General features: G+C 39.0%; 13 protein-coding genes. 2 read left to right on the forward strand and 11 right to left on the reverse strand.

Annotated features, from left to right (window positions below):
- Positions 1-75: 75 nt before the first annotated feature.
- The 8 genes from FZC41_RS03385 to FZC41_RS03415 all read right to left on the reverse strand — a co-directional run bounded on the left by FZC41_RS03385 (position 76) and on the right by FZC41_RS03415 (position 8,528).
- Positions 76-675, reverse strand: a complete 600-nt coding sequence (locus FZC41_RS03385) for a hypothetical protein (RefSeq protein ID WP_148565971.1) — start codon at positions 673-675, stop codon at positions 76-78.
- Positions 672-1,226 carry a hypothetical protein gene (locus FZC41_RS03390; protein ID WP_148565972.1) on the reverse strand — a complete coding sequence of 185 codons (555 nt, stop codon included), beginning with the start codon at positions 1,224-1,226 and terminating at the stop codon, positions 672-674. The genes FZC41_RS03385 and FZC41_RS03390 overlap by 4 nt, the downstream gene beginning before the upstream one ends.
- 4 nt (positions 1,227-1,230) lie before the next feature.
- Positions 1,231-2,853: a SpoIIE family protein phosphatase gene (locus tag FZC41_RS03395; RefSeq protein ID WP_148565973.1), complete on the reverse strand. Its 1,623-nt coding sequence runs from the start codon at positions 2,851-2,853 to the stop codon at positions 1,231-1,233.
- Positions 2,854-2,868: 15 nt separating this feature from the next.
- On the reverse strand, positions 2,869-4,620 hold the full coding sequence (locus FZC41_RS03400) for an MATE family efflux transporter (RefSeq protein WP_148565974.1): 1,752 nt from the start codon (positions 4,618-4,620) through the stop codon (positions 2,869-2,871).
- Entirely contained in the window at positions 4,610-4,753 is a 144-nt protein-coding gene (locus tag FZC41_RS17205) for a hypothetical protein (RefSeq protein ID WP_170253833.1), read from the reverse strand. The genes FZC41_RS03400 and FZC41_RS17205 overlap by 11 nt, the downstream gene beginning before the upstream one ends.
- A 383-nt stretch (positions 4,754-5,136) precedes the next feature.
- Positions 5,137-6,624 carry an MDR family MFS transporter gene (locus FZC41_RS03405; protein ID WP_148565975.1) on the reverse strand — a complete coding sequence of 496 codons (1,488 nt, stop codon included), beginning with the start codon at positions 6,622-6,624 and terminating at the stop codon, positions 5,137-5,139.
- 150 nt (positions 6,625-6,774) lie between these two features.
- Entirely contained in the window at positions 6,775-7,209 is a 435-nt protein-coding gene (locus FZC41_RS03410; protein WP_148565976.1) for a MarR family winged helix-turn-helix transcriptional regulator, read from the reverse strand.
- A 239-nt stretch (positions 7,210-7,448) separates the two neighbouring features.
- Positions 7,449-8,528, reverse strand: coding sequence for a uroporphyrinogen decarboxylase family protein (locus tag FZC41_RS03415; RefSeq protein ID WP_148565977.1), 1,080 nt, complete (start codon positions 8,526-8,528; stop codon positions 7,449-7,451).
- A gap of 248 nt (positions 8,529-8,776) precedes the next feature.
- Between FZC41_RS03415 and FZC41_RS03420 the strand changes: the two genes are divergently transcribed.
- A complete protein-coding gene (locus tag FZC41_RS03420) occupies positions 8,777-9,694 on the forward strand; it encodes a LysR family transcriptional regulator (RefSeq protein ID WP_148565978.1) in 918 nt (305 codons plus the stop codon).
- 7 nt (positions 9,695-9,701) lie between these two features.
- Here FZC41_RS03420 and FZC41_RS03425 read toward each other — a convergent pair whose 3' ends face one another.
- Both FZC41_RS03425 and mscL read right to left on the reverse strand, forming a co-directional pair.
- Positions 9,702-11,297 carry a dicarboxylate/amino acid:cation symporter gene (locus FZC41_RS03425; RefSeq protein ID WP_148565979.1) on the reverse strand — a complete coding sequence of 532 codons (1,596 nt, stop codon included), beginning with the start codon at positions 11,295-11,297 and terminating at the stop codon, positions 9,702-9,704.
- Positions 11,298-11,412: 115 nt separating this feature from the next.
- A complete protein-coding gene (mscL, locus tag FZC41_RS03430) occupies positions 11,413-11,823 on the reverse strand; it encodes a large conductance mechanosensitive channel protein MscL (protein ID WP_148565980.1) in 411 nt (136 codons plus the stop codon).
- A 302-nt stretch (positions 11,824-12,125) separates the two neighbouring features.
- On the opposite strand from mscL, the gene FZC41_RS03435 reads away from it, so the two are divergent.
- On the forward strand, positions 12,126-12,884 hold the full coding sequence (locus tag FZC41_RS03435; protein WP_148565981.1) for a ZIP family metal transporter: 759 nt from the start codon (positions 12,126-12,128) through the stop codon (positions 12,882-12,884).
- 24 nt (positions 12,885-12,908) lie between these two features.
- On the opposite strand, the gene FZC41_RS03440 is transcribed toward FZC41_RS03435, so the two are convergent.
- On the reverse strand, positions 12,909-13,937 hold the full coding sequence (locus FZC41_RS03440) for a 3-deoxy-7-phosphoheptulonate synthase (protein ID WP_148565982.1): 1,029 nt from the start codon (positions 13,935-13,937) through the stop codon (positions 12,909-12,911).
- Positions 13,938-13,956: the final 19 nt, after the last annotated feature.

Raw genomic sequence — 13,956 nt, forward strand, 5'->3', positions numbered from 1 at the left:
CCTCTCAACTTGAAGCATCGATAAATTTATGTGTTGTCGGTCGATTATCAGCATACTGATTGCCAATCAAGTCCTTCAAAGCAGCTCTCTTTTGCCGTTAGTTAATAAATCCACTGAGATACCCATCACATCTATCGTTTTTATTGAATGAAATTCAAGCCTCTCGTAAAAGATTTTGTTGTCTTTTATATTGCTGTTTTCTAGATAAATTGGGCATTCACTGAATTTTCCGATGGCATATTCCATCAGCAAACGACCCGCTCCCTTCTTCACAGAACCGATCATAAACAGGTAATGATGCTCCCGTTTATAATGATACCGCTCGGTTATCAGTCCTTCATTTTTCAGCTTAATCAGGCTTTTGACCTGGGTTATCATTAAAAATTTGAATATCTCCCCAAACATTCCGCTTGTGAGTGCATTGCGGATGCTGAAAAATGGGGTGCCCTTAAAATTCCAAATTGAAACCCCGACAATTTCATCATTGACAACAGCCGTATGAATTTCGCCATTTTCATTAAAGTAGTCAAGCATCAGTTTTAAATACCGGCGAAGTTCTCTTTCGTTCTGAAAAATAGCTTGATACAAAGGATCATCTTTAAAAGCAGCCGTTAAAATGTCCGTGGTCCCGGCAAGATTATATTTGTCCAGTTTTTTGTCCCTTATTACTATCATAACCGCCTCAAAAATATTTCTTTATCAATTTCAAAAAATGTGATACCGTCTCTCGTCCAAATATCGTTACCTCCAAAAGATGACAATATTCTGGATCCCTTTGGAGTAATTGCATATCCAAATATCCGATTAATGGGATATCCATCTTGATGTTGTTTTCTCAGATAATTTCGCGTCGACTCAAGTAGCAGCTTTGAGACACCCTGATGGCGGAAGGGTTCATCAATAACATGGTCAAATAGCAGGATATTATTCTCCCCGCCCCTTTTCAAAGGCTCGATTTCGCTATCACTGAGGTTATCGTCAATATATTCTTGTTTATATACTGCCCGTTCGTAAACAATAGGGTCAACATTGAAAAAACTGATAAACCCTATCAGCGTATCGCCCGAATAGGCGGTAATGATGCTGTCCCGGCATTTTAAAAAACGTTTCAACGCCAAGCCTTCATTTGTCAGAATTTCGTTGCCAAAAATCTTGCAATCAAGTGCAAGAATAGAATTGAATTCTTCAGCGAAAAGTTCATTGCCATATTTAATCGTCATTTCCATTGTTTTACTCCTCGAGCTTGAATCCAAGCATGGTGATGTCATCAAACTGAGGTGCAGTGGCGGTAAATTTGTCAACATCGTCTAAAATACTCGCACACAGCAACTTGATATCATGCTCTTCTTTTAAGCCAATCAGCGTTGTCAGCCGATTTTCACCATAGAATTCTGTTTCCGGATTGTTGGCTTCAGGAATTCCGTCGGTATAGAGATAAATGATATCGCCTTTTTCAATTTTCGATTCGTTCATCGCGTACTTCGCCGTCTCAAGACCGGCACAGACAAATCCTTTTTTTCCGGTCAGCATTTCAACCGCTCCGTTCTTTTTCCAGATAATTGCCGGATCATGTCCGGCATCACACCACTGGAACACACCCGTTTTCACATTAACAATCGCAATTAACAAAGTAACAAACATTCCCTGCTCGTTGTTTTTGCATAAACTGATGTTTGCTTCCGTCATCACTTCATCAACTGGCAGATGCCGGAGCACAAGATCTTTTACTGTGGCTTTGGTCATTGCCATAAACAGCGCAGCCGGGACGCCTTTGTCCGAAACATCACCGATGGCAATACAGAAATTATCTTCATCCACAAAGAAGAAATCGTAAAAATCCCCGCCCACATTTTTGGCCGCCCGCATAGATGCATAAATTGTAAATTCGTTGCGATCTGGAAAATCGAAATTGTGTGGCAACATGCCGTCCTGTATCAAGGTTGCAATGCGAAGCTCCGTTTCAATACGCTCTCTCTCAGAAGTTACGCTGGTCAACTCATTAATATAGCGGATGATGTCACTTGTCATTTTATTGAAAGCATCCGCCAACATTTCAATTTCGTCACCGGTCTTTACATTGATATCCAATGCGACAAGCTCGCCCATGTTTTCATCAATATTGTTATTCACAAAATCCGTGGCGTTGTCGACAATGACCTGAAGGGGATTGATGATTGATTTGTTCAGGAAAAGCAGATAAATGCTGATGAAAATAATAAAGATCAGCGCTGCAATAGCAGATACGAAAATAATGTAATTGCTGAGCGTACTGTTAATGTCCTGCATCGACATATCGGCACCCACGACCAGCACCGGGTTTCCTTGCTCATCCCGCAACACATCAAAGGCACTAATGAGGTACCCAAATTTACTTTCGTTGGTAATATAAATTTTAGCCGCATCGGGGTTTGTAAAGAGTTCGTTTGCCGCATCAATATCCTTTTGAGGATAATAATCGGTACCCAAGACATCACCGAGCACGAAATTTCCGGTGTCTCCGGGCTTGGTGCCCTGTGCAAAGACATCTAGTCCTGCTTTCGTCGGAACATAAGCGTATAGATATTCAAGATTATTTTGTTCCTGTATAATTTGAAACTGCTTGACAAGAAGATCATAGTCCGCATCCGTTTGCTTTGATTCATAATATTGATTGACTTTCTCCAGCGGCACGAGGGTTGCCGCGGTGTCTACAAGAGAAGTGATGTTCTGTTCATACCGCTTGAACATCGCATCCCGGAAACTGAAATAAGAAATAATAATGATGATCACACAAAGCACCATTGCCAGAATCATACTTGCCGTTGAAAATTTGGTTTTAAGACTTATTTTTCGAATACTCTTTTGCTCTTTCATAAATACCACCTTGTTCTACAGAATAATGAGAAGATTGTTGTAAACGAGTGTCCGGTTGTAAGCAAAGGCTTTTGCTTTTTTCCGAACGATGGAAACTCCGAGGTAATCCAGTTCTTCGTCGAGTTTTCCCGATTCTTCAAAAGGATTGTAGGTTGTGCTGTCATCACGCATTCGAATATAAATATCCTCATCAAACAGCACAATTTTTATATTAATATAATGCGGTTTCCCGTCATTGAATCCGAAATTGATAATATTGGCCGCAAGTTCTTCAATCGTCAAGTTTATGAAATAAGCATTGCTGCTATCGATGTTCTGCCGCTCGCAAAATTCTTCAATCTCCGCAACACAGTTTTCCAGCTGTTTGAGATCGGAAGAAAGCGTTGTTTCATATAATGAATCCTTTTGGATAATAGGCTCGGTGAACAGTAAAAGATTGCGATAGTCTCCTTTTTTCTTAATGATCACCGCCGTAACTACTAAAACTACAGTCGTCACACTTTCACTTGCAACCAGAGCCATGGCTGTGCCTGAAACGCCAAAAATAGGAATAAACCATATAGAAAAGCCTAATAACAGCACAAAGCCCCGCATAAAATAAATGACTCCCGCAAAATACTGCCGTTTAATCGTCTGGTAAAAGCTTGCCATCACGCAGTTGAAACAGCTCTGCATCACCGAAAGCGCAAAGATTCGAATCGTCAGAACAACAAGCGGCAAATTCTCCCTCACGCCGAACAGGGCGGCGATCGGATCGGCAAATATAAATATCACCAGTGTACAAATGGCTCCTAAAACGATGGAAGTCTTCAATGCTAATCGCATGGTGTTGTAAACACCTTCGGTATCCTTTTCACCCACAAAAGTTCCCACCAGCGGAGTCAGAGCAAGTGAAATTCCATCAAACACTGCATAGGCAAACATCGATATATTGAAAAGAATATTGTAAATCGCAAGCCCGCTCAAACCTACGGCTGCACTTAAAATATTGTTGATGATAATCAGTGTGATTCCCTGATAGACAAATGTTGAGGCAATCCCGAATCCGCCTCGAAAAAGCCGATACGCGGCTCGGGGACTGAGGGTCGCCTGACGCAGTTTAAGATGATTGTGTTTTTTGAGAAAGTGCATCAGATACACCATGATTGCTGCAAGCTGCCCCAATACCATCGCCAGCGCTGCTCCAAACAAGCCCATATTCAACCCGAAGATAAACACGAGGTCAAGTGCGAGATTGACCACAACGGATAGGCTGATACCAAGAGTGGAGAGAAACGGATCAGCATCACTGCGAATCAGCAGTGATATCACCGGTGCTAAAATAAATATCGGAGCGCTCAGCACAAGCGGAGCCAGATAGTCTGTAGCAGCAGTAATACCCGATCCGCCAGTCAGAAATATAATTTCCGGAAGGAACAGCCTCCCAAATACCGCAATGATCACACCGGTAATAACAGAAAATATCACTGCCTGGGTAAAATAAGCATTTGCTCCGTCCTTATCCTCCTCACCGATGCATTCTGAAACTTTGAGGGAACCTCCCACCCCAAATGCGTAACCGAATAAATTATAGATCATATACACCGGCATTGCCACCGCCAATACCGACAGCCCCGTTTCACCAAGAGCATTCCCCAGAATGATCGCATCTACAAATGTTTCCATCGCTATCCCTGCCGAAGAGAGGATGCTGTTGATTACAAATATGCGAAATGCCTTATTAACAAAATGTCGATTGTTCATATAATCATCTCTATCATTGACCATCCATAAGGCTAGAACCTCGTTTGTCAATCATCGGTGCCGACTCGCGCATGAATAATGAAATGATCTTATCCACATTGAAATTGATCGGTTTCATGCTAAGCGCGATCACTCTATTTCTTTTTTTTTCACTCATTGTTATTTATCCTTTCAAACAACGAAATATCAATCCTATATAAAATGCCAAAGCCTGCTTATTGTTAGATAATTTTTACTATAAAACTACCTCACTGCCAGATTATGATATAATCATTAAGCGAAAACAAAATTGATTAATCAGAAAAAAGTTATATCGAGTTATTATACCATATAAGCCGCTGCTGTATATACAGCTTTTAGTAGATATTTATTCAAAATCACTGTAAAAAAAAAGAACCGATGAAATAGACTTTATTAGTGTCCATTCCATCGGTTCCATTTAAAGCTCACAACCGTTTCGCAATTGTCAAATACCCTGCTATATATATAGGACGATTGAAGTCAAAGCTTATATAAGAAATCAAAATCTACATTCCTCATTTAAATCACTTTTCTATTTTCCAATCTACCATCAGCCAAAGATTTTACCGTTTTTTTATTTGAATTCTTATTTGCTATAAATAAAGATAATACAAAAGCCAAAACAAGAACTCCAGTTTCAACTGTAAAAACGTGCTGAACTCCATATATCAAACTCAACGATTGATTTTCTGGAGCGGTAGGATTGCTCATCGCTAATAAAGACTTATTTTGATAGGCAGTCATAATTGCAACAAATAAGGCCGTTCCAAATGCTCCGGCTATTTGCTGCAGCGTGTTTGTGATGGCGGTACCATGAGGATAATATTTCGGAGACAATTGATTTAAACTATTTGTCTGTACCGGAGTATTAATTAGTCCAACCCCTACGAGAGATAAACAATGCAATGCAATAATGACAGGGATACCGATCGTCATTGATACACAATGTGAAAGCAAAATGAATGCAATAACCGAGATACCATATCCCGAAGCAATCAATGCTTTGGGGCCAAACTTATCATACAGATGACCTGAAATCGGTGATATGATTCCATTAATAATTCCGCCTGGCAGCATAATAAGACCAGCCGCAAATGCCGTCATGCCTAAAGCACTTTCAAGAAACATTGGTAAAATAAGCATTGTTGCAAAATTAACCATATGCATGATCATCATAAGTATACAACCGAGGCTGAACATCGATTCTTTGAACGGATGCATATCCAACATCGGCTCGCTCATATGCAACTGACGCAGTACGAACATGACTAACGCGATACCGGCAGCAATCATCGGTATCGCAATTAAATATGTATATGCGCTGCCAATATTGCTGACACCATATATGAATCCGCCGAATCCGATGGTTGACAGTATAATCGATAAAAAATCGATTGGCGGATTCGTCAATTTCGTCACATTTTCAACATATTTGCTGCCTAAAATTAAAGACACAATCGAAAAAGGCAAGATTATAAAAAATAACCATCTCCAATTAAGAGATTGAATAATTAAACCGGAAATGGTTGGCCCGATCGCCGGTGCACAAAACATCACAAGATTAAAAATCCCCAGTGCTTTTCCCCGTTTCTCAACAGGATTGATAATTATTAAAGTATTAACGATGTTTGGGATTAAAACACCGGTTCCAACCGCCTGAATTAATCGGCCCGCCAGTAAAACTGTAAAGGACGTTGAAACGCCGCAAATCAATGTTCCGATTAAAAATATTATGACAGCCGCAATAAAAAGCTTTTTCGTTGAAAAGCTTTGAATAAGTAACGCCGAAACCGGAATTGCAATTCCCATAACTAGCATATATCCGGTACTAAGCCATTGAACCGCATTTGCAGATACGGTAAATTGAACCATTAATTTATTTAATGCCATATTCAGTACCGTTTCATTCAGCATACAGCAAAATCCTGCCATAATCAGGGCAATCGTGATAGGCACCACATTATAGTTTTTTTTCTGATAATTTGATTTTTCTGAACATAATTCCATAAATTTTCTTCTCCTTATTCAGTAACAATTGTAATTAAGCTATATTTAAAAACTCCTATGTGCCTTCAAAATACCCGGGAAATTTTGAGCATAGTTTGTTCTTGTCAAATTAAGCAGCACAATCTATCTGCGCAATGATCCGCCTCAGAATTATTGTGCTTCAACAGGTATATTTTCATCAATTTTATTTAGTGTATCGATAAATAAATCCAATTGATCCTGTGAAATACCTTTTATAATATTCTGGAACAAACCTTCTACAAATGGATATATTTCTTCTTTCAGTTTTCGGCCTTCTGGCGTACCGTAAATCAAATAAAAGCGTCTGTCATCCGGACTTTTTTTGCGAATCGCCAGCTCTTTTCTTTCAAGAATATCCAATATTCGAACAAGGGTCGTCTGATCTTTGTTAGCTTTTTTGGCCAACTGTTTTTGATTGATCCCATCATTTTCTAATATTTGCAGTAATACTGACCATTGTTCCGTCGTTATATTGTATTTTTTTAGATTTGCTGACAAATATCTTTGTATTTTTCTGTTTACGTAATTAATAGACATACCAATCGATTTATCGAGAGATTTCATTTTCTACACCTCCAAAATTTACATGTTATAAATATAATATGCATAGTATTAATTGGTATACATATTATATCTATGCTTAATAATACGCTAGTTTAATAAAAATGTCAAATTAGTAAAGAATAGTCCAACAATAAAAAAAGTCCGCACAAAGGCGGACTCAGACTGATAAACAACCGTACCAACGATTGATAAACCACTATTGGTACAAGTACAGGAGTCTATTGATAAAGCGAAATAGCTTATTTTCTGTCATAGAGTTTATTGTAATATTTCAGTGAATAATGATACAGCTCATCTTGTGCTATCGCTTCTAGCTTTTGATCAAAATTTTCTACCATGATCCAGCACATTACACGTCCGTTTTCCCCAAAATGATCCACAAAATCCCGCACTGCCTGGCGGATTTGGTCTTCATTCCAATCCGGCGCAATCATTAACGGGAACGTAAAAGTCATATCCTTTCCGTAGGTTGTGTGCAAAAAGTCCGGCTCGTTGATGAACAGCTGCGGTGTCCACATATCAATCCCCATTTCAAGCATCATCGGAATATATTGAATGTTCTTACCGCAGGAATGCAGTTCGATGAACTTGCCCTGGCTTTTTACATAATCCAGAAAGCGTTTGGTTGCCGGCATGATCTGTTCACGGAACATTTCATTGGAGAAAAATCCCGCCCGCTGCGTTCCCCAGTCATCATGATATAATACACCATCGACTCTTCCATAGTTCTCGAATACTTTTTTCGTTGATTCAATCTTGTAATCCGCCATTTTCTGAAAGAATTCCTCCAGTAGCTCCGGTTCTTCATAAAATGCCATCAGACTTTCTCCGAAAGGAATCAATTCGTGAAGCCGTTCAAAAACACCTTCCACACATTCATAAATATGCGGTCTGTCGGGATCAAGCATATTTTGAATTTTTTGACCATCTGTTTTAAAATCGACCCGGGATAAATCCGGCCATTCTAGTTCTGCTTTCCAATTGGAAAAGTCAGCGATTGTTCTAGTTTCCGGCTTTGTGATCATCCCGCCGGCCGATTCCACCATCATCCAATTAACACCCCACCAGTCATAGCCATCAACTTCCGGTACTGGATGCTCTTCCATCGCATCTGGCCAAACAATATTGGATTCGTAAAAATATGCCGGCATCCAGTAAGGCTGCTCCCCTTTGGCGCACCGCGTATAATTGTCTTTGACACGGATTGGTCGCCCCGCAATGGGCTCTTTCGGTCGTTGAAAAATCCATGGAAAACTCCCCGGTGCCTGCCATTCTTTTGAATAATCCCGATTCGCTGCTACTTCCATAAATTTGCTCATATAAATCCCTCTATTTCATTTAAATTTATAAAATAAATAAGCGTTTACTACTTATTATTACTTTATATTATGAAGCACTTCTTATAATTATATATTATAAAATATTTACGATTACGTCTATTTGCTTTTTTATCTTTATTGTTAACCAGATAGTCAATAATTGAAAAAAAATGCCAGTCTGTGTTATACTTTTACTATAACTTTCACTTGATTTTAGTGTAATAATAAAGCACTTTTAGGGGGATGCCATGAATTTTTTACAGATGCAGCAGTTCAAAATAATTGCTAAACACGAAAGTATTGCCAAAGCTGCCGATGAACTTTTTGTTACCTCTTCAGCCTTGAGTAAAACATTGAAGAATATTGAGAATGAATTCACCTGCACCTTTTTTGATCGCATCGGCAGAAAGATATATATCAATCAAAACGGGACTGTGTTGCTGAGATATATTAATACCATTTTAAACAGTTACGACAATATGAATCAATATTTTAACAAAAACAATAACACGACTCATTCTTCCCTTGTATTGTGCGATCTCGGTGAAAATATTCTAGACAAATCGATTAGCACTTTTTTGCAAAAATATCCTTACATCCGCGTAAAAAAAGAAACGGTATCTTTTGAAAAATCGATCGAAATGTTGCTTGAAAAAAAGGCCGATATTATCTTTACTGATCACTTAAGTATCAATAAATACAAAGCGGAACTGACTGATCAGAATATTGAAAGAACCTTTTTATTTAAAAATAAACTTTTTATCGCGGTTCCTCCGGAATCCAAATATGCGGCATTGAAAGAAATTAACTTGAATCAACTAGAAAATGAAGCGTTCGTAAATATTAAGGGAGAACTAAATAATATTATTAAAACTGCTCCTTTTATCGACTACCTCTGCCAAAAGGAAAACATAAAATTAAATTTTGCCTATCATTATGATTTGGACTATGCCTATAAGCATTTGTTTTTCACGTCCCATTTGTATTTAAGTGATTCACTGCATATCAGTTATTATACGGATTCCCGAAAATATAAAAAATATGTAAAAATAGCCAATAAATCTGCTTATCAGGATATTTACATCTGTTATCGGCCTGAAGAACCCAATGCCGCAATTTTTGCTGACGTTTTAAAGAAAACATTTATGAATATATTTAAAACATAATTCTTGGTCAGATCGCCTTGCTTTCTTTGATTCGCAACATATGTTCGGTATGCAGCATACCAATATTTGTTATCATCACTTGAATGGCGGTACAGGGATAGTCCAGAAAGATATCAATACTGACTGCCAACGCCAATCCTTCCAATGGAATTCCCATGAGGTTAAACGCAATAGTAAAAAGAAAAGCGCCCATTCCCGGAGTTGGCGGACAGGCCACTGACAAAATCATACAGAGTATGATCACCGGTATAATTTCTCCAATTGAAAAGGTCATCTGATAATATCCAGCCATAAACAACGATGTCAATACCATATAGATAATGACTGTTTGTTTGTTGAATAACACCCCTACCGGAATTGAAAAATTGACCACATAGTCCCGGATATCCTGCTTGAAAATTGCCGTTGCGTTGTGGCTTGCAAAAGAGGCACTTGAACTGGCTGTAGAAAAGGCAATCAATAAAAATGGCGCAGCGGATTTCAGATACGCAATGGGACTCATCTTTTCAATCAGTGCGACACTCAGCAGCATAATCAGAACCAGTATCAAGAAACACACTAGAATCAATGCAATCACTCCGATTGCTCCAAAAAGGGCTCCGCCATTTCCGGAGACCATCATATTCAAGATGCTGATAAAGACAACCCAGGGCATCAGCGAACAAACGGCATCAAGAATCGTTGAAAAAATTAAATTAGCCTCTGTTATTATCTTTGTAACAAAAGGGAAGCGCCCTTTCAATGTCAGCATCACGATGCCGCCAATAATAGCGAGAAACATAATCTGCAACGTATTCCCATCCAAAAAAGGCTGAATGATATTGGCCGGTATGATGCCGAAAATCATCTTTCCGACCTGACTCCATAAGTCACTATTGCCACCGCTGGAAGCCGCAGAACTGTTACCAAGATAAAATAGCTGTGCCGCCGCCAGGGCTATAACAGAAGCCAGCACCATGATTCCCACACACCACTTAAGCAGACTCTTAAATATTATCTTCATCTGGGAAATATTATCCATGTTGAAAATACTGCCGATTGCTGAAAGAAATAATACCGGGATAACGACAGCATTGAGGAAGCCGAAAAAGATGCTGCTCAATGGTGTCAGAATGGCACTGGCAATCAGAACCCCCGTAGCAGGAGCAAAATGCAGCAATCCTAAACCGATAATAATCGCCGCTGCCAGAGCAATAGCCGTTGTCATGGCTGGATTAATCGGCTTTTCCTTTAAAGTATAGGAGACATTGTTACAGCCGTTGTCGTAGGAATAAGTAACTGATGATAAACCAATTAAAATGTTCTGACCGATCAGATCCATCTCCGCCTCATCTGTTTCTTCCGGCAGTGTCAAAGGATTAGATTGCTCCCCCCAGTAATTCATCGACAAGGTGATCGTTTTAAACCGCTTCCGCAGCGATATCTCAAATTTTTCATTTTCCTCGGAGTCTTTTTTCCAGTAGACAATCGTCTCCTCGACAAAGAGCTGGGCCCGAACGCTATCCATTTTTGTGCAATTGTATTTTTCCAGCAAGTCTCGAACAAACGCAGTTGCACTTTCAATGCTGTCCAAACTCAGAGAAAAGAATTTTTTTGTTTCCACATGGTTCTCCTAAAATTTATTTGTTTCAAAACATATTTTATATAATACCACAATCCCCAAAAAACAAAAAGGTGTCCGAATTGATTTAACAATTTGAACACCTTTTTGTTTAGCTTTACTGTCTTATCAGACTCGTTGTGCAATTGGGACATCGCTGAGCTTTGGCTGGTATTTCAGTGCAGCAATAAGGACAAGTTTTTGTCTTTACTTCCGTTACTTTTTTAGTTTTTCGCAGACCTGCTAAGTGATTCATAACTTTTATCATAAAAAAGATCACAAAAGCCATAATTACAAAGTTAATGATCGCTGTAAAAAAAGAGCCATATCGAATTTCGACACCGAAAATCGGTAATACAAAATTACTGAAATCGGTCCTTGCAAAAATGCCAAGGATGGGAGATATAATATCATCGGTTAACGATTTAACGACCCCCTGAAAAGCAGCTCCGATTATGACCGCGATCGCAAGATCCATCACATTTCCCCGCAGGGCAAAGGTTCTAAATTCTTTTAAAAAGTTCTTCATGTAAGCTTCCTTTCAAATTTATTTACCTTTTTGAATATAACTATTATTTAAAGCAGAGTCAAGGAATTTAAGAATTCCCGCAATTAATTAAGTTTAGTGCAAGAAAAATATTAATGGCTTATCTGAATTCAAAAAACATCTTTGAGACTTCTTGACAAAAGAATGAGAATTGTAGTAAGCTCCACTTATCAATAAAATATTCTATGGAACTAAGTCTATTTTATTCATTTAATACAATCGGAAGCTCTTAAATAAACCTTAATGTTTAAATCAATACCTATTACAGAAAGGAACTATCATCAATGACTACTGCAGCAATTTTTGGTCTTATCAGTGGCTCTACCCTCTTTATTGGGGCACTTCTAGGCATGTATTTAAAAGTGTCTAAATATGCCATCGGTGCTATTATGGCTTTTGGTTCGGGGGTGCTGATCTCGGCCTTAACTTTCGATCTTATGGAAAACGCTTTTTTGTCTGGAGGTTTTGATTCTGCATCAATTGGATTCATTGCCGGAACATTGCTTTTTGTCATTGGTGATTACTTAATTGACCATTTGGGTGGACACTTTCGTAAACGTAGACACGGCAAGATTCACACAAATAAAACAGATCAAAAGAATGATGTGAATTCAGGATCAGCAATACTTCTGGGCGCGGTTCTGGATGGTATTCCTGAATCATTAGCCATCGGCATTGGGTTAGCCGCTGGACAAGGTGTTGGATTCAGTATGATGATTGCCGTTTTTATAAGCAATTTTCCTGAAGGTATATCCGGTGCCCAAGGCATGAAGGTCGCTGGAAAATCAAACATCTATATTCTATCAGTCTGGGGAATTACAATCGCAACCTCCGTTTGTGCTGCCGTTTTAGGTTATGCCTTTTTAGGCAATGCATCTAAGGACGTGATTGCTATTACATTATCCTTGGCCGCCGGTGCAATTTTAGCCATGATCGCTGATACCATGATGCCTGAAGCTTTTGAGGAAGGTGGAAGATTCATTGCCCTGGCTACAGCTTCAGGATTTTTCTTAGCTTTTGTAGTCAGCCATTTAGCTAGCTAACATTATCGGGCAGCATACATTTTTTTATAATTTTTTCGCAATCTCCCTAATGAGTGCTTCCGACATTGGCCATCCAAGACAACCATCTGTGATGGATTTTCCATAGACACCGCCATCAACTGGCTGGTTACCTTCTTCAATATAGCTTTCAATCATCAAACCTTTGACATATTTTTTCATATCAGCATCATAATGACGATTACGAACCACTTCACGCGCAATTCGAGGTTGTTCACTAAAGCACTTGTTTGAATTGGCATGGTTCAAATCAATGATAATTCCCGGATTATGAAAATCTCTTTTTTGATACATTTTAATCAGACGTTTTATATCCTCATAATGGTAGTTGGGAAAATTTCGACCATGCTGATCGACTGAACCTCTTAAAATAGCATGGGTCAGAGTATTACCTGATGTTTTTACTGCCCAGTTTCGATAGATGAATGTATGGCCCGCCTGTGCGGCCTGGATGGAATTCAGCATCACCGTGATATCACCGCTGGTGGGATTTTTCATACCTGACGGTATTTCCAGACCACTGATGACCAGACGATGCTGTTGATTTTCTACCGATCTTGCTCCAATTGCCACATAACTGAGGACATCCTCTAAATATGCGTAATTTTCGGGATAAAGCATTTCATCGGCGCAGGATAAGCCGGTTTCTTCAATGGCTCTGATGTGCAGTTTCCGAATGGCTTTGATGCCTTCGACCATATTTGCCTTTTTATTCGCATCCGGCTGATGCAACATTCCTTTATATCCTTCACCAGTTGTTCTTGGTTTATTCGTATAAATTCTCGGGATAATAATGATTTTGTCTTCAACTTCTTTTTGAATTTTACTTAATCGACTCACATAGTCAATAACAGCTATTTCATTATCGGCCGAACAGGGGCCAATAATCAATATAAATCTATCATCCCGACCTTCAAAGACATCTTTGATGATGCGATCACGTTCTGCCTTTATTTTTTTTCCTGCCTCTGACAAGGGTAGTAATTCAAATATTTCACTTGGGGACGGAATCTCCTGGATTAATTCAAAGCTCATTTTTCACTTCCTTATTCTA

Origin of the sequence: Acetobacterium paludosum, from assembly GCF_008086595.1 — a bacterium.
Lineage (GTDB): Bacteria > Bacillota > Clostridia > Eubacteriales > Eubacteriaceae > Acetobacterium > Acetobacterium paludosum.